This is a genomic window from Bradyrhizobium sp. CCBAU 53415, from assembly GCF_028128735.1.
Taxonomy (GTDB): domain Bacteria; phylum Pseudomonadota; class Alphaproteobacteria; order Rhizobiales; family Xanthobacteraceae; genus Bradyrhizobium.
The window spans coordinates 111,011-132,022 of sequence record NZ_LBJF01000018.1 but is presented as its reverse complement, the minus strand read 5'-3'; the positions used below and the strand labels follow the sequence as shown (position 1 = coordinate 132,022).

The 21,012-nt window shown below is 57.1% G+C and carries 11 protein-coding genes and 2 pseudogenes; 9 read left to right on the top strand and 4 right to left on the bottom strand.

Translation table 11 applies throughout. The features are described 5' to 3' along the window. Nucleotides 1-846: 846 nt before the first annotated feature. The 7 genes and pseudogenes from XH87_RS11170 (at nucleotide 847) to XH87_RS11135 (ending at nucleotide 10,478) form a co-directional block, all read left to right on the top strand. Nucleotides 847-2,811 (top strand): glycoside hydrolase family 127 protein, encoded by a 1,965-nt coding sequence (locus XH87_RS11170; RefSeq protein WP_271587308.1) that lies wholly within the window; start codon nucleotides 847-849, stop codon nucleotides 2,809-2,811. Next, nucleotides 2,801-3,193, top strand: a complete 393-nt coding sequence (locus XH87_RS11165) for a hypothetical protein (RefSeq protein WP_271587307.1) — start codon at nucleotides 2,801-2,803, stop codon at nucleotides 3,191-3,193. The genes XH87_RS11170 and XH87_RS11165 overlap by 11 nt, the downstream gene beginning before the upstream one ends. Nucleotides 3,194-3,715: 522 nt before the next feature. Beyond that, nucleotides 3,716-4,294: a TlpA disulfide reductase family protein gene (locus XH87_RS11160; protein WP_271587306.1), complete on the top strand. Its 579-nt coding sequence runs from the start codon at nucleotides 3,716-3,718 to the stop codon at nucleotides 4,292-4,294. A gap of 758 nt (nucleotides 4,295-5,052) precedes the next feature. Beyond that, the gene (locus XH87_RS11155) at nucleotides 5,053-7,428 is read left to right on the top strand and encodes a S9 family peptidase (RefSeq protein ID WP_271587305.1); all 2,376 of its coding nucleotides are present in this window, start codon (nucleotides 5,053-5,055) and stop codon (nucleotides 7,426-7,428) included. 298 nt (nucleotides 7,429-7,726) lie between these two features. Continuing rightward, nucleotides 7,727-7,936, top strand: coding sequence for a transposase (locus XH87_RS36750; protein ID WP_442868259.1), 210 nt, complete (start codon nucleotides 7,727-7,729; stop codon nucleotides 7,934-7,936). 625 nt (nucleotides 7,937-8,561) lie between these two features. Continuing rightward, nucleotides 8,562-8,802, top strand: a pseudogene (locus tag XH87_RS36745) (hypothetical protein); the annotation flags it as partial. Between the two features lie 848 nt (nucleotides 8,803-9,650). Continuing rightward, nucleotides 9,651-10,478, top strand: coding sequence for an Effector protein NopP (locus XH87_RS11135; RefSeq protein ID WP_271587304.1), 828 nt, complete (start codon nucleotides 9,651-9,653; stop codon nucleotides 10,476-10,478). A 909-nt stretch (nucleotides 10,479-11,387) separates the two neighbouring features. Here the strand turns inward: XH87_RS11135 and XH87_RS11130 are convergent. The 4 genes from XH87_RS11130 to dctA form a co-directional block, all read right to left on the bottom strand. Further along, nucleotides 11,388-11,813, bottom strand: coding sequence for a response regulator transcription factor (locus XH87_RS11130; RefSeq protein WP_442868257.1), 426 nt, complete (start codon nucleotides 11,811-11,813; stop codon nucleotides 11,388-11,390). Nucleotides 11,814-11,859: 46 nt separating this feature from the next. Further along, nucleotides 11,860-12,543, bottom strand: a complete 684-nt coding sequence (locus tag XH87_RS11125) for a response regulator transcription factor (RefSeq protein ID WP_271587302.1) — start codon at nucleotides 12,541-12,543, stop codon at nucleotides 11,860-11,862. Beyond that, entirely contained in the window at nucleotides 12,540-15,215 is a 2,676-nt protein-coding gene (locus XH87_RS11120; RefSeq protein WP_271587301.1) for a PAS domain S-box protein, read from the bottom strand. Before XH87_RS11120 ends, XH87_RS11125 begins: the two co-directional genes overlap by 4 nt. Before the next feature lie 1,079 nt (nucleotides 15,216-16,294). Then, a complete protein-coding gene (gene dctA / locus XH87_RS11115) occupies nucleotides 16,295-17,593 on the bottom strand; it encodes a C4-dicarboxylate transporter DctA (RefSeq protein WP_271587300.1) in 1,299 nt (432 codons plus the stop codon). Nucleotides 17,594-18,745: 1,152 nt separating this feature from the next. Here dctA and XH87_RS11110 point away from each other — a divergent pair. Both XH87_RS11110 and XH87_RS11105 read left to right on the top strand, forming a co-directional pair. After that, the gene (locus XH87_RS11110) at nucleotides 18,746-19,462 is read left to right on the top strand and encodes a molybdate ABC transporter permease subunit (protein WP_271587363.1); all 717 of its coding nucleotides are present in this window, start codon (nucleotides 18,746-18,748) and stop codon (nucleotides 19,460-19,462) included. A gap of 78 nt (nucleotides 19,463-19,540) precedes the next feature. Then, nucleotides 19,541-20,794: pseudogene (locus XH87_RS11105) on the top strand (serine hydrolase domain-containing protein). Nucleotides 20,795-21,012 lie beyond the last annotated feature (218 nt).

Below are 21,012 nucleotides of genomic sequence, written 5' to 3'. Positions count from 1 at the left end.
GTTCGTGGAGACGGAACCGGACAAGTTCTCAATCTTGCTGTCTCCGAAGTTGCTCGTAGCTGCCGTATGATGCCGAAGCCGACGAGCAAGTCGGTGCAGACAGCTTCGGGCCGCTCCGTCGCCGCATATTCACTGGTAGCGCATACGCGCGACAACTTACTTTGCCAAATTGCCAGCATGCGCGCCCTGTCGGGCAAGTTGAGCATACGCTTCGCCCCCGGGACGATTGCCTAGGATCAGCAGTCCAGTTTCTCCCTTAGATCGCGCGTAGCAACGGCTCATTGAATCCGGTTGGGCCACACGCGCCGTGACACCTGCTGCGTGTCATCAAAAGAATTGTCGGAAACCGGACATTCCCGCGCAAGGTCGAGGGCTTAGAATCAATAGCAGATGGTTCGCCGCACCGGAAGGACGCGGCGCCTCCGGCTGTGTATGCGACAGGCGAGTACTCTTGGCCATTATCTGGCCCAGCGACAGCCGACCCGCTCGTATAGCAGGATCAACCAGCGTTGCGGCGACGCGGGATTTAGCACGACTGGCAAATCCGGTGGTGGGCCAGCGATCGCATCGGCCTCCTACCGCGGAGCCGCAGATCTGGTTGACAGAAGAACCGCTGCTCATTCTCGGCACGGGAATTGCTGTCCTGCTCCTCGAACGCAACTGCGTCAATGCATGTCTGGGAGTGCGGCGCCTTAAGGCAACCTCTCCATTTCTATCGTTTGAATGCTCGAAACGAGAATACGATTGTGCGGCCGCAAATCTCAGGGCCGCAACCCAGCAAGGCAACCGTGGTGAGGTGGCTTGCCTGGCTTGGCGTCCGTTCGCCACACTCCAAGGAGGCACGCGATGAATGATCGGAATGTGGCCGAAGTCGATCTTCACAACCTACAGGTCTCGGATCCGCTGATTGGGAAATGCCAGCAGCTGGTCAGGGAAGTGGCAATTCCCTACCAATGGGAGGTGCTGAACGATCGCGATCCCGAGGCGATACCGAGCCACGCGGTCGAGAATTTCCGCCTTGCCGCCGGACGTGCGAGGGGCGATTTCCATGGCACGGTTTTCCAGGACAGTGACGTCGCAAAATGGCTTGAGGCGGCTGCATGGTCGCTATGCCAAGCACCAAATCCAGACCTGGAGAAAGCCGCCGATGAGTTGATTGAATTGATTGCGGCGGCCCAATGCAGCGACGGCTATCTCAACACTTATTTCATACTGAACGCGCCTCAGGAGCGCTGGACCAACCTAGCGGAGTGCCACGAACTTTATTGTGCGGGCCACTTGATTGAAGCGGGTGTCGCGTTCTTTCAGGCGACAGGAAAACGGCGATTGCTGGAGGTCGTTAGCAGGCTTGCTGACCACATCGGCACAGTTTTTGGTCCGGAGCGCGATCAGTTACACGGCTACGATGGCCATCCAGAAATCGAACTTGCGTTGGCACGCCTCTACGAAGCGATAAAAGAGCAGCGATATCTTACGCTAGCCAATTATTTCGTGGAGCAACGTGGCACGGAGCCACACTTCTACGACATTGAGTACGAGAAGCGCCAGCAATCCTGCGTCCCCAAATCCGACGGCACGCCTTGGATGATAAAAAACAAAGCGTATAGCCAAGCGCACTTGCCGCTTTCGGAGCAGCGGATTGCAACCGGTCATGCGGTTCGTTTTGTATACCTCATGACGGCAGTAGCTCATCTCGCGCGTCTTCGCCAGAACGAGCAGCAACGCCAAACTTGCTTAGGGCTATGGCACAACATAGTCCAGCGCCAGATCTATATTACCGGAGCCATCGGCTCGCAAAGCGCCGGCGAAGCGTTCAGCAGCGATTACGATTTGCCAAATGATACCGCGTACGCGGAAAGTTGCGCGTCGATTGGCCTGATGATGTTCGCGCGCCGTATGCTGGAGATGGAACTGGACGGTCGATATGCCGACGTGATGGAGCGCGCGCTCTACAATACCGTTCTCGGCAGTATCGCGTTCGACGGGCGTCACTATTTCTATGTTAATCCGCTCGAAGTGTATCCCAAAACGCTGAGGTCTAATGGCATCTACAATCACGTCTCGCCGGTACGACGACGCTGGTTTGGCTGCGCATGCTGTCCACCGAACATCGCACGCCTTTTCACATCGATTGGTCATTACATCTACACGCCCTGCACCGACGCGCTCTATGTAAACCTCTACGTTGGTAATAGGGTGACAATATCCGTCGGCGGATATGCGTTGCGCTTACTCATGAGCGGGAGCTATCCCTGGAGAGACGAGGTGGAAATTGCCGTCGAATCTGCGCCGCCAATTGCCCACACGCTCGCCCTACGCCTGCCGGAATGGTGTAGCGCGCCGCAGGCGAGCCTGAACGGCGAGCCTGTCAATTGCGAGCCGCGCAAGGGCTATTTGCACATTCGCCGAACATGGCGGCAGGGAGATCGCGTCAAAGTATCGCTGCCGATGCCAGTGCGTCGCGTATACGGTCATCCACAACTTCGCAATTTGGCCGGCAAGGTGGCCATCCAGCGTGGCCCGTTAATTTATTGTCTAGAGGAAGCCGACAACGGGACCGAGTTACACAACGTTTGGCTTCATGCAGACACCCCGTTTTCCCTTATCGAAGGAACTGGTCTCTTTAACGGAAAGATTTTGCTGCAGGCCGATGGGTCGCGGTTGCAACACACGCATTCTGAAGCAGCGGCGCTTTATCAATACGACAAAGTGCCTGGACAGCTAGAACCGCAGCGGCTGACATTCATTCCGTGGTTCAGTTGGGCTAACCGCGGCGAAGGCGAAATGCGAATTTGGATAAATGAGCGTTGACGCCGAACGCGCGGATCGCGCTTCCATCGAGTCGAACTTAGATTGCGTTTCCGGCGCAGGCGATATCGTTGGTCAGAGTCTGGAAATCGGCCAAAACTATGGGCGGCGGCTCGTCCGGGAGCTCCACTGGAAGGCGCCACTGGTCGTTGAAGCTGATGCTCATCAACCCCAAACATTCGACGACCGAACTGTCAGGCGGCGATTGCTCCAAGATCGCCGTCACTATACCGATCCGTTGCTGAAGCAGACGCCAGTGTTCAGCGGCGGTCCCAGTCTCCAATTTCTCTTGAGGGAGATCAATCAGCAAGAGGAAGCGAATTTGGAAAGGTCGGGGCCTGAGGTCCCCGACGTAAACGACCACGACTTCGCGGATGTCGGCTGACAAGTGGCCGTATAGTGTCATAAAGCCAAGTCCATCTTGCTCAGCATGCCCTTCCTTCCCTGGATAATAGGTATGCGTCTCTTGAGACAGACTAGGTTCAAGTAAAGTTTCCTATCAACTTATGCGTGAGGCAATGCGTAACTGATTCCAATGTGCCAGTCCTGCGGCGGAGCACACCCGCGTAGTACCGTCGAGCTTTGCATATCGTGATCAGACCCTTAATGCACGCAGACGACGTGGCACAGACCTTGCTATTAGAGTGCAGCAACAGCGAACGAGTGCTGAGTGCACACAGATGCGAGACCACCGATGCTCTCCTTCCTTGAACCGATGTACCCCGCTCAGGAGATGAAACACTTCCTGCTTGTGACTTGGAGCGTCGTCGCGCCTAGCGCGGCGGCACCGACGTTCGCCGCGGATCTCGCTGGGAAGTCCCTATGCGACAAGCCGGTCGCGCCCGCGATCAGAGATCAGCTAGCAAAAAAATCGCCCAAGGTCGGGCACTAAGTGTTGGAGAGTAATATGCTGCTCGGCTTAGAATCCCCGGCTCCTCCGATCAAAGTGGAGAATTGGCTGCGTGGCCAGCCCCTCGCGAGCCTTCAGCCCGGAACCGTGTACGTCGTCGAATTCTGGGCAACTTGGTGCGGACCATGTGTGGCGGCGCTGCCCGATCTGGTGCAGTTGCAAGAGAAATACAAAAACAGCGGAATTGAGGTGCTCGGAGTCGCAGCTCATGAACGCGCTCAAACCGCGGAGGAGGCCCGAAACAAGTTGGACGCCTGGTTGACCGAAAAGGTGCCGAATCTCAATTACCGGATGGGGTTCGACTCCACAGGCGAAATGGAAAAGCTCTGGCTCGATCCCAGCTTTTCTGTCGGGATTCCTACCTCGTTCGTCGTCGACCGTGACGGCCGCATTGCCTTTGTCGGTTTCCCGACAGAACTCGATAACGTTTTACCGAAAATTCTGATCGGCAGCTGGCGGACCAGCGATGAAGCAAAAGCCGCCGAAACAGAGCGGATCGCCGAAAACGAGCGCGTAATGTGCGAATGGCGCGCGCAAGAAGCGCGGACTGAGCCGCTTTCGCCAAACTTACGCTAGCGATGGATGGGAGATTGGGCGAAGGCGCTTCCGGCCCTCGAAGAGGCGTCGCTCTAATGCCGGATGAGCTTAGCTTCCGCGTGCTCCATGCGGATCCGTTGCTCCGAAAAGATGCGCGTTTTGCAGACCGGTTTGCCGGTTACGAGTCAATTTGTTCGGGACGCGATCGACAAACAGTGCGAGCTGTGGATGGACGGGGGCGCTGCGCCAACTCTCTAATCCGGCGAATGACAACTCCCACTTCCCGTCTGCCGAGCGCCTTGCGATAGCAAAAGAGTTCTCCGAACACATTCTGGCGCTGAATCCTCCGGACGCTGTCCTTAGAGAAGGTAGGAATGAGCATGTTGATGAAAGCTTCCGCCCAGGTGAGGCAAACAGCATGCCGCTCTCTTGCCTAGACACTGCGTGTTTCGGCTGTTGATGCAGGTGCGTGCTCGACAAATGCATCTTCCTCGTTGCTTTCAACCAATCTCTAGATGCCGGCAATCATAGCGATTGAGGGTGCGTCATCTGTGCCCTGACCGACCTGACCGATCGTATACTGGCAGTGATGTCTCGCTGGTTCACCGTGTCCGAGTTCAAACACGCGGGGCGCATTGGCGTTCACTGCAATGTCATTTAGACGACATCTACATCTAAAGACCAAACCGACGCACATTGCGCCTCGCTGGCATGATTTCTGCTTCTGTTAAGTTCGACATGCGTGCGGTGTCCTCACAATGAGGACAGCTAACCAAGTCATGCATAAGCTCTGCGTCATGTATAAGATCGGTGCTTTTATGATCGCTCTCTTAGCTCAGCGGGAGGCGGCTGCCGTGAACGGGCCCAAAGGCAACACAGAAAACGAGGTCCTGCGTCCTTCCGATTACAATCGAGCGCTCACGATAAACGATCAGCATGCCAGACTGATGATCAATGCTCCGGAGGTACCGTTCTGGCTCGCAGATGGTGCGTCGTTCGCCTATCGATTGACGAGCAACGGCAAGCGCCAATTCATACTCGTGAATGTTGCCAACGGCAGAAAACAGGCAGCTTTCGATCATAAGAAGCTAGCTGCTGCGCTGAATCGCTTGGGCCACAAAGATTTTATTGCCGATAATCTGCCATTCGACCGTTTTGAGCTCGCTGACGATGGTGGCAGAATAACTTTTGAGATTGAGGATACAGCTTGGAGCTGCGAACTTATAAACTACGCTTGCTCGAGCGAGACAAAGCTTTCCGCAATCGACCAGCAGAGCCCGTACGATGATACGCCAACTGCGGAAAATGATCCTAAGAGAGCGAGCGTGTCGCCTGACGGGAAATGGCTCGCCTATACCAAGGATTACAATCTGTTCCTGCGCAGCAAGGAGGGCTCGAAGGACATTCCTTTGACTTGGGACGGATCTGAAGGCAACTACTACGCGTTTTCGACGCTGAGTTGGTCTCCAGACTCGCGTCGCCTCGCAGCTTACCGCTTCCGTCCGGGCCATAAACGGGAGGTTCATTACATCGAATCATCCCCAAGCGACCAGCGCCAACCGAGGCACTGGACGATTACCTACCCGAAGCCCGGCGATGCTCTGGCATTGCCGCGGCCGGTGCTTTTCGACGTCGGCGATCGTCGCGAGATCGCAATCGACAATGCGTTGTTCCCAAATCCCTATGACCTCTCTCCCATCCGATGGTGGAAGGACAGCCGCGGATTCACTTTCGAGTACAATGAGCGAGGCCATCAGCTTTACCGGCTCGCCGAGGTCGAGGCAGCCACAGGGACCGTTCGAACTCTGATCGACGAGCGCAGCAAGACGTTCATCGATTACCAGCCCCTAAGAATGGACCAGTCGAATACTGGCAAGACCTTCCGCTACGACGTTGAGGACGGGCGGGAGATCATCTGGGCCTCCGAACGCGATGGATACGAGCATCTGTACCTGTTCGATGGACACACTGGCCAGCTTAAAAACCAGATCACGCGTGGAGCTTGGGTAGTCCGTTCCGTTCACTACGTAGATCCTATCAAGCGCCGGATTTGGTTCAGTGCAAGCGGGATGAATAAAGGGGAAGATCCCTATTTCGTCCACGCCTACCGCATCAACTTCGATGGCACGGGACTGACGTCGCTCACGCCCGAAACGGCGAATCATCACGTCGAGTTCTCGCCAGACGGCCGCTACTATCTAGACTTCTGCTCACGCAGCGATCTCCCGCCGCGCCTAGTGTTGTACCGAACCATTGACAACTCGGAGCTCGCGGAAGTCGAGAGCGCCGATATTTCCGCGCTCGTAGCCGCTGGCTGGCAGCCGCCACTGACGTTCCATACAAAGGGCCGGGACGGCGAGACCGAAATATGGGGGATTATTCATCTCCCGATCAACTTCGACCGAAGCCGCCGATATCCGGTCATTGAAAAGATTTACGCCGGTCCGACCGGCTCTTTCGTTCCGAAGTCTTTCTCGCCTTTCGTGGAGCCGCTCACACAGCTTGGATTTGTCGTCGTTCAGATAGATGGAATGGGCACGAACAATCGGTCGCGTGCGTTTCACGACGTTGCCTGGAAAAACCTGAGAGATGCTGGCTTTCCCGATCGAATCCTTTGGCACAAGGCGGCGAGCGCGAAGTTTTCGTGGTACGATATCTCAAATGTCGGCATTTTTGGTGGTTCGGCCGGCGGTCAAAACGCTGTGAGCGCACTGCTCTTTCATCCCGATTTTTATAAGGTGGCCGTCGCCAATAGCGGTTGCTACGATAATCGTATGGACAAGATCTGGTGGAACGAACAGTGGATGGGATGGCCGGTCGGTATTGAATATTCGCAATCTTCCTCGGTCGACAACGCTCATAGACTGCAAGGTAAGTTGCTGCTCATCGTGGCCGAATTGGACCGCAATGTCGATCCATCCTCTACATTTCAACTAGCTGACCGGCTTATTCGAGCAGGAAAATACTTTGACATGCTTGTGGTGCCAGGTGCGGATCACGGAACGCCCGGGTCTTACAGTCTGCTCAAGCTCCTCGATTTTTTCGTTTTGAATATCCTCAGACAGACGCCGCCTAATTGGAATGACCCATCTATTCGCCAGCCAAAGAGCCAAGAGGCTCTGTCATCGTGCGAAGGGTCAACAGCTGAAGGCTGCCGAGACCGGCCAAACTGACTGGAGATAGAGGCGGCTGTGCCATAAGCATCGCATGTAGGCGGCGGTTGCCAATGGGAAATAGTATCGTTTGTCGAAGTAGCTGCTCTTCCAGCGACTTGACAGCCGTTCGGAAGGGGCCGTCAGTGACAAACTGATGCTGCCTGTCTCTCCTCGTCACGTTTCCATGGTCAGGTTGATGATGGCATCTAACGCCCCGTACGAACGAGTCGATCTCGCGCGCATGGCCACCAGAGAGCGGGACGTGAAGCTTCACGCTCGTTGACAGCCAGGCCGATGCTAAAATTTCGCCTCTCCTCTGGGCGCAGCGACTGAGTTATCCGGGCGCGAGTGCCATGGCCTACAAGATGGCAAAGAGGCAGGCGCGCTGTTTGGGCTCACGCCAAAGATATACCGATCGGGAGAAAAGGACATCATGGGCGGGATCACGCTGGGCAGCGACGAGATAGTGCGTACAGAATTGTTTGAAGCCGCCAACGTTCTACTATCGCACATCACGCGATTCTGAAAGCGTAGCGCTGGGGGAAGGACGTCGCCGAGCGGCGAGGCTCTAAGCGCGCAAAAGTCGCCTTGGCACGTAAGCTCGCAGTGATCTGATCTGCCACTGAGTATTCCTCCAGCAAACTCGTTTATTGGCGAAGGACATGTGCTCGCCGATGTAGACGAATTCTCCGCTTGCGCGCCGTGAAGGATCCGGTCGACGACGAATTGGTCCTTGTGGCCGGGATTGAGGCGTTGGTCGCCGGGCAGAGCATGGAGGAAGCCATCTCGCACGCTGACGCTTAGGCAGACGCGGGAGTTGACGCGTTTCTCATTCATTCGCGCAGGAGCGCCGCGGACGAGATCCTCGCGTTTGTGAAAGCCTGGGAGAACAGGTTGCCCGTTGGAATCGGACACCCGTCGCTGTATGTCGCAAGACAAGTATCGCCACATCGTCTTGCCGCAGGTGTTCCGGGTCGTCAGTCGCGAGTCTGCAGTCCAGCGGAAGAGATAAACGACCTCCACGTCGATACCCTTGGCGACAAGCGACGATGCCGCAGAAAATTGGATGCCAGGTCAGAACGGCCGGCTTGACTCCGGCCGTGGCAACGATCGAAATGCCCACGGGATCCGACAGCAGCGCAAGCTCGGAACTCGCATTCGTGTTCGTACCATGGACTTGGCTTCGACTCGATCATCCTCCTCTACGTTGCGCCTGCTACAGTCGCCGGTTACAGCGCGACGCACGGAATCGCCCAGATGGCGATGCCTTCACCCCACGTGGCAGACTGTTTTTGCGGTGATCGGGTCGTTGTTGCCGTCAGCATTGCGGCCTTCGTCCGCTTGACCGGAATGGCCGTAGCCAACCAGACAAACGCATCGCAGCGCGGCTGACGTGAGCACTGGGGCGGCCCGGCTGAAACTAACCAGACCGGATATCACGACGGCTTCGAAGCTTTATCGGCGCTCGCTGTGGACGCAGATACAATCAGAATCATGGAACGCTCCATTCTTCGGCCAATTGCGATATCTGCTTAATCTGCTCGCGTCGCGGGGCAAACTCCTCGACGCGCCGAATCTGAAAGCCCGCGCTGATCAGCGTATTTAGGATAGTGCGAAGCGTCCTGTGGTATTTCAGAACACCCTTGGCGAACCATCGGTCGACGTTCACCCTCGACGGAATATCGATTGGCCGGCCAAGTTTTGCGGCCCTCCTCGCCTCGCCCGGCTGGCCCGCGGCGGGGCATCGCCAAACTCAACAGCTGGCCGCGCAGACCTTCGCGAGCGGGTGCGCATGCCGGATCGATCCCGATCAGCGAGCGCGAGCCTGGCCCGCCTTGATGGGCCATCTTTGGTTGGTCTCCAATACGGTTTCGTCGATGTCTCCCCAGTCGGGGCAGATTGCGACGAGACGATCCAGCACCGTAGGATCCCGCTCGATCTGGCCGAGCTCCTGAGATATGAGGCGGCGCGGCGGAACTCCGGCGTCAGCAGGTCAATCATCGATCGACCCGATTTCTAATGGAGGAGCATTCTCGGACGTGCTCGCGGCCTCTCATCAAACCTGATGAATGCCATGGCACGAGCGTGCCGCCGTGTCGTTCGAAAGGAAGCCCTATGGCAAGCCAACGTGAGGGCGGCCACGTCAGGTTTTGGTAAGCCAGGCTCCCTATTAGGGCCGCTGGGCCTAACAAGCCTAAACTAGATGCGGAAATGTATGTCCGACGGGAGCACCAATCGCCATGTATAATCGGATCAATGGCTCGTCCTACTTCCAATCCTCTGACTTTGCCGAAACTGATGAGCAAATGGACGCAGACATCTTTGCGGATGCGTTCGCAAATATGCGCTTAGCCGAATCTGGTTCCAGTGGCAGTTCATCTTCGGCAACAAGACCGTATTCGCTCGTTTCAACCCCTCCCATAATAGAGTTCAAGGATCGTCAGTCATTCCGAAAAGCGGCGGACGCCTATCATGGCGACGAAATCATGTACATCGCCGACAACCCCCAAGAGTACTCCGATTTCGTGTCCGGCAAGGCAAGGCGAACTGCAGAAGTTGCCAAAGACTACGGGCGAACCCGAGATTCCGAGAATGCGCGATACTTCAGCTACCAATTGGGTAACAAGAGTGTCGGACTTCTAAGAACGGAAGGCGGCGACAGCATGACCGAGTTCGACGTCAAAAGGTGGAAGAAGCTATTTCCTGGACGCGACGGGACTACCTCTACTGTGGATCTTCAAGTCGTTCATCCGCTTGTCGAGAACGCTGGCGATATCCTGCTCGAGCACCAGCTTCGACTAGACGGAAAACAGCCGCTGCTTAATTTGCGTCCGGCTAATTCGGAAGCAAGAGCCCGTGCGGCAAAGATGGGATTCGTCGAGGTTGACGCCGACAACATGGTTCTCGACCCAGAGAAGTCAGACAAGTGGGTAAGGAATAGCGACGGCGAATGGCAGCGCAAAGGTACTGCTGCGCTGTATCTTTCCAAAGCTGACGACAGTGAAGGTAGTGATACCGAGATTTCAGCGAGCCCCTCAACATACGACTATGAGGATGATTTTATGTGACCATGGGATCACCGGTGATTTGGCCCGATGGAGTAGACCAATCTAGCCTGCTCCGGGCTTCCCTGTGTTTATCGCCTTTTCAGCTGAGAGTTCCTCTGAGTTGGCTCAGAATACTGCCCCCAGAGTGCTCCTTGGCCTAGCGGTTGCTGATTTGCGCCTTGGAAGTAGGGGCTCACTGCGCAAGGCAATTGCGACAATGCTCGCTGCGGCGAGGACCTGCATGGGGTGCCGCCAAAGTGCGCCCGGTGGCCGAGGGCCGGGCGTGCTGCGCCGAGCACGTTGGACGGCTTGGAGCCAGAAGTCTTCTACAGATGACGCCTACGAAGTAGTAAGGGCGTGGGCGCCCGCCGTGAGCCGGTGGGCAAGGAAATGCACAGCGAAGCGGCGCCAAAGACGGCCGGCATGCGTCAACGGACATAACGACGCCGTGAGCACGAGCATCGTGCAGAGCTCTTTCACCAGAAAAGCCTCAACACAAGACGCGAGGCGGTTGTCCTGGGCGAAGCTCCGTCATCATCGTCACTACAATCGGGCTGCGAACAGCCAACCTCTTGCTTTGTCGAGTGCTCTCAGCCAGCTCCGCTCTGCAATGGAATATATAACCTCGATCCAGACGAGTTAAGAAGTGCTTAGGGTCGTCGATTGCTTCGGGTGAGCATTACGTTGAACGTCGACCTGCAGAATGAGTCGAGCTGGCGTGCCATTCCGGCACTCGCAGCGATAAGGTTTTCTGCACCAGTGTATCCGCCCGGCGATAGTCGGTAAAGCATCGACAAGGCAACAATTGGCCTCTCACTCGCTTGATTTTAGAGCGAGTAGCGTGTTTGGCTGCGAAGAGGTTGATCGGTGGCGAGATCTACGCGTGAAGCGTTTGGATCGGACATCAACTCAAGCCGCAGGTTGATTGCATCAGATGCCGCCTCGGCCGTCATACGCGTTCAGTGCGGTGTCGAGGCACTCCATTAGTGCTTGTCCGGCAAAGGGTTTGGCGAGGAAGCCAATCGCTCCGGCCCCCAGCGCTGACGCGCGCACGCGGTCGTTGGGGAAAGCAGTTATGAAAATGAATGGTGCGTCGTAACCACGTGTCCGCATCTCTGCCAACAGCTCCAGGCCGCTCATAGCCGACATCTGCACATCGGTAATGACACAGGATGTCTCGTTCAATTGCGGGGACCTCAGGAGCTCCTCGGCCGACGCAAATATTTGGGCGATGTAGCCACGCGATTTCAAAAGATTCTCTGTCGCCGCACGAACTGAGGCGTCGTCGTCAACGACGGAAATCAAAGGCGTGGACAAGACGAGCCCTCCTGACGCGGGAATAGCGGCTGCAAGCATTAGCCACCTTCGGCGAAAAGTGGGCTCGAGTGATGAAATTGTAAAATCATACTTGGGTTTGTTCAGGACGATTGGCGCGAATTCCCAGCGTCTCAGTCATTCTGATCAAGTCGGCCAGCGACCGTGCACGCATCTTTTTCATGACGTGTCCCCGGTAGATCTTGACCGTAATCTCGGCGAGCCCAAGCTCGGCGGCTACCTGCTTGTTCATCAGGCCGGCAGCGACCAGTTTCATCACCGCCTGCTCGCGCGGGCTTAAGGTCTCAAATAGAGACTGCAGGTTCGCGACGGTCTGCTGAGCCTCCCGTCTTTTGCGATCGCGTTCGGTCGCCGCAACCACGGCATCAAGCAGTTCCTGATCGCGAAACGGTTTGCTGAGAAAATCGACCGCTCCTTCCTTCATGGCCCTCACGGTCATGGGAATGTCGCCATGGCCGGTAATGAAAATGATCGGAATATGTATGTTCAACCTCGCTAGCTCGGTCTGGTAGTCAAGGCCGCTCAAGCCTGGCAGCCGGACATCAAGAACGAGACAGCTAATAACGTCCGGAATTGTGCTCTGCAGCATTTCGCGGGCCGATCCGAATGCAATGACGTCTAACCCTACCGATTGAAAAAGGTTCATAAGCGAGCGACGCATGGAGATGTCATCCTCGACGACGAAGACGATCGCCTTTGTCGAGGCCTCGGCATTGCTGCCTTCACCTAGCGAGTCAAATCGTCCTGTCACGAGACGGCCTCCTTATGCAGCGGCAGGGCAAACTGGAAGGTCGCGCCCGGTCCATTTTTGTGGACCATTGACAGCCGCCCGCCGTGAGCTTCCACGATCGACCGGCAGATCGCAAGACCCATTCCAAGGCCACTCGATTTGGTGGTGAAGAAGGGATCCAAGACGCGGTCCGCGTCGTTCTCGGCGATGCCGATGCCGCAATCGGTCACGGCAAGCTGGACGTGCCCCAGACCGTCCTTTGATGATTGAATCAGCAGTTCGCGCGCCCGGTCTGTAACTGAGTCCATGGCTTCGATTCCGTTCATCACCAGATTGATGATCACCTGTTGTAGCTGAATCCGATCGCCGAGGATCGTAGGCAACGCTGCCGTCAACTCGGTTCGTAACGTCACTCGGTGGCTCACCAGCTCTCGTGTTACCAGCGCAATGACGTCTTTAACGACCTCATTGATATCGAGCGGCACCATCTCAATCTCGCCTTTCTTCGCGAGTGCGCGAATACGACGGATCACCTCGCTTGCCCGGATTGCGTCTTCGATGATCCACTCCACCGAAGAGCGCGCGGCGGAAATATTAGGAGCTTCGCGACCCATCCAACCTAGGCACGCATCGGCGTTGCTGATAATAGCGGCGAGTGGCTGGTTTATTTCGTGGGCGATGGAAGTCGTCAGCTCTCCTAACGTCGTTACACGCGTCACATGCGCAAGCTCCGCCTGTGCCTTTCGTAGTTCTTGTTCGGCTTGATCGGCGCGAATGGTAGCGGTGATGTCAGTGCTGACGCCACGGTAGCCGAGGAAATTGCCCTTTCCATCGAAGAAAGGCTTGCCACTCGTGCGGACGTAGATCGGAGATCCTGTCCGATTCACGGTACGGTAGACGAGATCCCGAAACGGAAGATGGGCCTCCAAGGTCGCCCGATGCTGACGCCACTTCTCGGGTTCCTCTTCGACGTCGCACGCAATGTCCCAGCGAAGCAAGCCCATCAATCCTGTCGCCAAAATTCCCGCAGCGCTGGTGTGCTCGGATAAGTGAGTGACCTGATGATCCGGCCCGGTCTCCCAGAGCCAGTCGGAAGCTGTTTCGGCGTAGTCGCGAAAGCGCTGTTCGCTTTCGCGCAGCGCGGCAAGTGTGTTCTCCAGGCGTTCCCTAGCTGCGTGTTGTTCGGTGACGTCCATATGTGTTCCGATCAGCTCGCTGACGTTACCATCGCTGCCGACCACCACGTGCGCAACGGAGTGTATGCGCCTTATCCCGCCATCTGGTAGAAGGATACGGAAATCATATTCGAACCGCTCCTCCTCGTGTTCAATCGCCTGGCGCTGCACCTCCTGTAGCCGCGGCAAGTCGTCCGGATGGATGCGCGATCGAATGGTCTCGATCGATACCGGCTCTTGTGGGCTAAAGCCAAACAGACGATCGACCTCGGCGGAGCGATACACGAAATCTAGACCGTAGACGTCCCAGGACCAGCTGCCCGTGTGACTGAGATGCTGGGCTTCGGCCAGATAGGCCTCGCTGCGGCGCAGCTGCTGTTCTGCTCGCCTCGCCGCCGTAATATCCGTAGCTGCCCCAACAAACTCGATGTCACCAGAGGCTGTCCTCGTCGCTCGTGCCTGCGCATGGATGTGCTTCACCGAGCCGTCCGGTAGCAGAAGCCGGTATTCGTGCTCGAAATCGCTCGGGTCTCGCATCGTGCGATCGATAATTTCTCTAACCGAAGCCCTATCATCTGGATGAGTGCGCTCAACGACGAGCTGCGGCCCCGGCGGCACTGTTTGAGGATCTAATTGGAAAATCCGAAATGTTTCCTTTGACCAGAAGGCCTCGCCCGTAGTGGGGTTCCAGCTGAAGCTCCCTGTGTGACTCAACTCCTGCGCCTGGGCCAAATGTGCTTCGCTCCGCTGCAGGGCAAGTTCGGTCCGCCTTCGCTCCGTGATATCTTCGCAGGCGATAAGGACAATGGGCTGCTCATCCGCCCAGAGCATGGCTTTGGCGTTTTCACGTACCCACAACACCGAGCCGTCCTTCCTGACTTTCTGGACGTCCCACGTGCGCGTTTGTCCGACATCCTCAAGGCATGTCCGAACGCATTCGCGAACGAACGCGCGATCCTCCTCGAGAAATACGTCCAGCACGGATCGACCGATCAGTTCAGCACGAGCATAGCCGAGTTGTGTCGCGCCGAGCGTATTGACGTTGAGGACAGTGCCGGCTTCATCCACCATGAAGTACATGGCCGGATTGTGCTCGAAGATTGCGCGCCAGCGTTTTTCGCGATCCTCCAAATCGGCCGCACTCCGCTGAAGCTTGGCCGCAACCACACGCGCAGCCTCTCTTTCCTGGCGGAGCTTTCCGATCAGGTGCGCTCCCACAATCGAGGCAATAAAAAATGCAACAACCACCGGCAGATCTTGGGGGTCATCGATTCGCAGGCTGAACGCCGGCGGCGCAAAGTAGTAAGCGAGAGCAGCGATGGCTAGGATGCAAAGCGCGGACGACGCGATGAAGCTGCCCATCAACGAAAACAGCAATATCACTAACAAATAGGCGAACGCCGTCGCGGCGAAATGCGCCTGAAGGTACAAGCAAGCCAGTGTTACCACGGCCAGCGCTATGCCGCCGAAGGTAAACTGAGGGGCCGAACGTTCTAAACTTCTGATTTGGCTACGCATTTTGATACCGTCCGGCCTGTTCTCCGGCGGGGGAGCTATAACATTTTAGGCAAAAATAGGGCAATCCTCGGCACCAGGCCCGCTGGTGAGCGGTTTCGAGATCGATTGCTTGCTGCTGAACTCAGCACGCGCCGAGAAAAAACGCATTACAGACATACGTATAGTTGTCCTAAACCTTTCAATATGGCGCGCCCACGCGCCAGCAATCGAAGCTGAGATATCTGCTGCCGATAACCTCCGGGCAAGCGCTCGAGGCTGCAGCCGATGGCAACCCCATCCCAGCGGCAAGAGGACGGCGGCTCAGTTCACCCAAGACCTTGAGGCGGAACAATCCGGCGCGCCTCGCCGAACCCGGAAAGAACAGGGACAGGCTGCCGGACCACTCATCTCGCCGGCACGATCGGTCATGCGGAAGAAAGCGCAATGGTCATGTGCCAAGACACGAAGGCGAAGTTACACGACTCCTTTGTATGCCCTATGCCCATTACGCCTAGGTGAGGAGGACTTGTCTCCGAGTGGTTAGCCGGAATCGAGCGCGCATAGCGACGCCGAACCGACACTGGCCGTCTGCGAGCCGCCACGGCTCCGTCGAAGTGCCATCTAATCCATGCTGATCACACCCATCACGATCTGATGCCGCAGCGCAGACCGTAAGAAGGGATGATGAGTTGCGTCGGTCGGGCGAGGCAAGCGCAGTGACCGCGCACATGCGATTATGGGCGGAGCAACACCTAGGTCCGTTAGGCTCGACACGTTCTGTCGCAGTCCTGTTATCTGGCACGGCAAAATTTCGCAGAAGCGTTCAGATGGCCGGGAGCTTGACGGCGAAAGACGCGCTTGAAAATGACTGTTAAAAAAGCTCCTACTCTTTTGCCCGCGTGCGGCATCTTTTCAGGCGCGGCCGCCGGGCGCGACGCGGAGCAAGCGCTGGGCACTGGAGATCGCGCGAGAAAGTTCCTGCTCGTGTCAAGTCGGCTGTGCGGTTTCGAACTGCGAGAAACGTGGCTGCGCTTGCATTCGACGCGTGTTCGAACGGCGGCGGTTAAGATCCGGGACCTACCTCATCGTGCTTTTACTGTCTAAGTGGTGGAAACGGTGGGCTGGTTGAGACGAGCCTGCAGCGTCTTGTGCTCGAGCTCGTCTTCCCACCAGGATACGAACACGGCGGCGATACCATTGCCGGTGATGTTAGTAAGGGCGCGCACCTCGCTCATGAACTTGTCGATCGAAAATACGATTGCCATGCCCGGCACCAGCGCCGGGTTGACCACCGACAGCGTCGCAGCGAGCGTGATAAAGCCCGCGCCGGTGACGCCGCTTGCTCCCTTCGACGTTAGCATTGCCACGAGCAGGATCGTGAGCTGCTGGCCAAAGGTGAGATCGACCCCGAGTGCCTGGGCAATGAACAATGTCGCAAGTGTCATATAGATATTGGTGCCGTCGAGGTTGAAGGAGTAGCCAGTTGGCACCACCAGGCCGACCACGGGCTTGGAGCAGCCCAGCCGTTCGAGCTTCTCCATCAACTGCGGCAGGGCGCTTTCAGAGGACGAAGTGCCGAGCACGATCAGAATCTCGTCCTTGATATAGACAATGAACTTGAATATTGAAAAGCCGACGAGGCGCGCGATCAGACCGAGCACCACCACCACAAATAGCGCCGCTGTCGCGTAAAACAGCGCAATCAGACCGATCAGATTGCCGAGTGCTGCCGGCCCAAACTTGCCGATCGTGAAGGCCATGGCGCCGAAGGCGCCGATCGGGGCCGCTTTCATTATGATAGCGATTACGCCGAACACAGCGTGCGCAACGTCGTCAATCATGGCGCGCAGGCGCTCCCCACGCTCTCCCAGCGCCATCAGCGAAAAGCCGAATAGGATCGCAAATAGGAGAACCTGTAGGACATCGCCGCGAGCGAAGGCGCCGACCACGGTATCGGGAATGATGTTGAGAAAGAAATCGACGGTCTTCGAGGCTTCCGCCTGCTTGACGTAATTGGCGACCGCCGCAGTATCCGGCTTGACCGCAAGGCCATGGCCGATTTGGACCACATTACCCATAACAAGGCCCAACAGCAAGGCAAAGCTGGAAACGATCTCGAAATAGACCAGCGCCTTGACGCCGACACGCCCGACTTTCTTCGCATCCTGAATATGCGCAATACCAGATGTGACGGTGCAGAAAATAATCGGCGCGATCACCATCTTGATGAGCTTGATAAACCCGTCACCGAGCGCCTTGACCCAGTCGTTGGTCGCGACGGACGGCCATAGGCAGCCGACTATGGCGCCAATCAAGATTGCGATCAGCACCTGGACGTAGAGAATCTTATACCAAGCTTGCGACGCGCGCGCGGGCGCCGCAGTTGCCATGGTGGTCATGACGCTTCCTTCCCGAATATACTCGAATGTGAGCCGCCGCGTCGTCGAGAGGCGACAGCGTCATACGAGACTCATCATTTTAGCCGTGTCCGATTGAAGACGGTTCCGAGAGCCGGTGCGTCGTTCCAAAGGCAGGCGTTCAGTTGTCCTTTCTCGTTAAGCAAGATATGCACCAGATGCCCAGTGCGCCCGATTGAGCAGTCACGGACAAACCGCCTGTCTCCCGCGGCATCGGTTTGAGTGCTGCCTTTGCAAGGTCGAACAAGAAGTTGCAGCGTGACAGCTTGATCGGCTGGGCGCATGAGCGGAGTCACGTCTCGGCCCGGAACCCTAGCGCGATCGATATGCGCCGATTGCTGAGATGGATGCAACAGCATGTGACATTAGTAAAATTGATAGTGTGGATTGTAGCCATCCGCGCGATGGAAGCCTGCTTTAGGAACTCGATTGCGCGGAAAAAATCTTTGATGGATGCACTGCGTTGTCGTTAGCGGCAAAGCTCCTTCGTGCACGGGGCATTGCTCTCCAGGCCTGTGCTAACGATGCGCATTGGGCAGGTTGGTCGAGAGGCGGCCTTCGCTCTCGGCCCCTCTCGCCTTTTTCCGCCTCGCAGAGGCATCGTGCGATGATTTCTCAGCTAGATCTTCGCGTTGCTGCCAAGCGGTAGTTTCTTGCGATCCGTTCCATTGCCAGCGCGGCGAGTGCGGCGTTTGAGCCATCGACGAATCGAACAGGCATCTCTCGGGGCGTCAAAATCTGCCGTTTCGTTGCGCGGCGTGTCGCTGTCTGCTCGGGAACAAAGATGCCAGAAATCTGACAGAGCGTTAGTTCACGCCACAGTGACGTTGGCGTCAATGCGAATCTCGCACGTTCAGCATAGAGCGCGCCACAGCTCGCACGCGGCACAGGAATTGCTGATGACGAACGAGGAGCTTCCGCCGTCAGATGGACGGAAGTGGCTCGGTCACAGGAGTTGCCGATGAGGCTTGCGATGCTGCCCTTGATCGCAGAAACGATGCGCGTGAATGTGGCGGCCGCCACGAAGTGCCGCGCGACGAAAGGGCGATCCGCCCCACATCCCGTGACGAGGCGGAGGTGCAGGCGATCACTGTGCCGACACGGCGACCTGCCCGCACTGTTGGCCTGACGCACATGGATGCCTTTTCGCCAGAGATTGCGCAATCCGTTGCGCTCACGATCGAGCTCGCCAGCGTGACGACCGTGATCCTCCTCGTGATTGGTGTGCCCCTCGCTTGGTGGCTAGCGCGCTCAAAGACTCTTTTGAGCGAGATGGTGGCGACGATGATGATCCTGCCGCTGGTGCTACCGCCGACGGCTCTCGGTTTTTGCGTACTCGTGTTGCTCGGCCCCAACGGACCGGGTGGCGTACTCGCCTCTTTCTGGGGCGAGAGCACGCTCGCTTTTACCTTCGCAGGAATCGTGGTCGGATCGGTCCTCTCGGCGCTGCCGTTGGTGGTGCAGCCGATCCGTAACGCCTTTGTTGCGATAGGCGATCGCCCGTTGGAAACTACGGGGTGCGTTTCGTCGTTGTATGCCTTCATTACCATCAGCGGGCCGCTGGCGCGACTGGAGTTTGTTAAAGCCGCCGTGGTTGGCTTTTCTCATACGATCGGCACATTCGGCGTCGTGATGATGATCGGCGGCAACATTCCTGGGCGCACTAAGGTGTTGTCAGCGTATGTCGTAGACTACGTCCAAGCATCGCGCTGGCGCGAGGCGAGTGTGGTTGCCGGCGGTATGGTGATATTCGCCTTTGCGGCAATCTTCACCTTAGCCCTCATCGACAGACACTGCGCCAGGAAGGGCCACATGAGCGCAAGCGCACCAAGCCGAATAGAACCGTCTTAGGCTTGCCGGCCGGACATATCCGATCAGGACCGAGCAGCAGTATTGCAAGCCGGGTCTATCCATCCTTGCGAGGCTAGAATGAATAAGCTTGTTATGGCCGCGGCGGCTGCTGGAATCGGCTTCAATTCAGTGCACCCCGCGCCTCTGCCCGAAGCGACGGCCGATGATGTCGGCGTTTCTCAGCAGCGCCTCGCCATGCTAGACGAGTTCTTCGCTCGCGAGGTCGCGAGTAAACGCGTGCCGGGCGCGGTGGTTGCAATCGCCAGAGACGGCAAGCTGACTCACTAAAGGCGTAGGGGCAACTCGATCCTGCAAAAGGAAGGTCGATGCGGCTCGATGCGATGTTCGCGCTTGCGTCTATGACCAAACCGATGGTGGCTGTTGCGGGGCTTATCCTCATGGAGCAAGGTCGCCTGCCTCTACAGGCCAAGCTTACGGATTACTACCCCGAATTCGCAAACATGAAGGTGGGAGTGCCACAGCATGACGGCTCATTAGAATTTCAAACGCAGAGTTCTCCGATCTATATCCACGATCTATATCGCCACACATCCGGGCTCACCTATGGCGCGCCCCCGACAGCTCAAACCAAGTGGCGCGTCTCTATCCCGATTTCGCCGCTCCGCCACTAAGGGGCGATAAGCAGGCGTTCATCGAAGCCATTACCAAGCTGCCGCTAGCGCACCAACCGGGGACGGAATTCGAATACGGCTTCTCGACCGATGTGCTGGGAGCTGTCGTGGAACAGGTCAGCGAACAGCGATTGGGCGACTATCTTGCCGGCAACGTGTGGAAGCCCATCGGAATACCACTTTCCATTTGTCGGGATCCCAACGCGAGCGCCTGGCGCATCCATTTCCAGACGATCCGCTGACGGGAAAGCCTCAAGACATCGAGCTCCTCGAAAGTCCAACGAAGTTTGACTGCGCGGGAGCCTGCGCATTTGCGACAGTCGGTGACTACGTACGCTTTGGACAAATGCTGCTCAACGGCGGGGAGCTCGAGGGGCAGCGCATTCTCGGTCCGAAGACGGTGCGCCACATGATCTCCAACCACCTCGGGCCAGAGATCAAAAATAAGGTCGCCGATGTGGAGGCGCACCGTGCCGGCTTCGGCTTCGGGCTCGGAGTGGCTGTACGCACAACCGAGGGTCTCTCGGCGGTTCCGGGCAATCCAGGTGAGTTCAGCTGGACCGGCGCCTACGGGACACAATTTTTCTGCGATCCAAAGGAGCGTCTGGTCGTGGTGGTTGGAACGGCGGCACCCGGAGAAATCCGGAAGTACTACCGCGAACAAGTCCAGTATATCGCCTATGCTGCAATAATCCGATAATTCGCCTTCCGTCGAAAGGCTCGATGAAATCGGTTTGGATAGCAGGCGGACAGTGTTGCTAGTACGGATCGATGTCGACAGAAAGTCGGTGCCGTCGCCTGCTATCCGCGTCGGCCGGATCGCGCCGGTGCTTCAAAAACGAGATCGCCTCCGCTATCGCGCAGAAACTCTCGCAGGCGAGTCTGGTGTCGCGATGCGCCAAAACGATCGCGCTTGCA

Bases quoted from the DNA above. Each gene is read 5' to 3' on its own strand.
- XH87_RS11165 (WP_271587307.1), top strand. From the start codon at position 2,801: ATGAGCGTTGACGCCGAACGCGCGGATCGCGCTTCCATCGAGTCGAAC.
- XH87_RS11130 (WP_442868257.1), bottom strand. From the start codon at position 11,813: ATGCTTGCAGCCGCTATTCCCGCGTCAGGAGGGCTCGTCTTGTCCACG.
- XH87_RS11155 (WP_271587305.1), top strand. From the start codon at position 5,053: ATGTATAAGATCGGTGCTTTTATGATCGCTCTCTTAGCTCAGCGGGAG.
- XH87_RS11170 (WP_271587308.1), top strand. From the start codon at position 847: ATGAATGATCGGAATGTGGCCGAAGTCGATCTTCACAACCTACAGGTC.
- XH87_RS11110 (WP_271587363.1), top strand. From the start codon at position 18,746: ATGGATGCCTTTTCGCCAGAGATTGCGCAATCCGTTGCGCTCACGATC.
- XH87_RS11160 (WP_271587306.1), top strand. From the start codon at position 3,716: ATGCTGCTCGGCTTAGAATCCCCGGCTCCTCCGATCAAAGTGGAGAAT.
- dctA (WP_271587300.1), bottom strand. From the start codon at position 17,593: ATGACCACCATGGCAACTGCGGCGCCCGCGCGCGCGTCGCAAGCTTGG.
- XH87_RS11120 (WP_271587301.1), bottom strand. From the start codon at position 15,215: ATGCGTAGCCAAATCAGAAGTTTAGAACGTTCGGCCCCTCAGTTTACC.
- XH87_RS11135 (WP_271587304.1), top strand. From the start codon at position 9,651: ATGTATAATCGGATCAATGGCTCGTCCTACTTCCAATCCTCTGACTTT.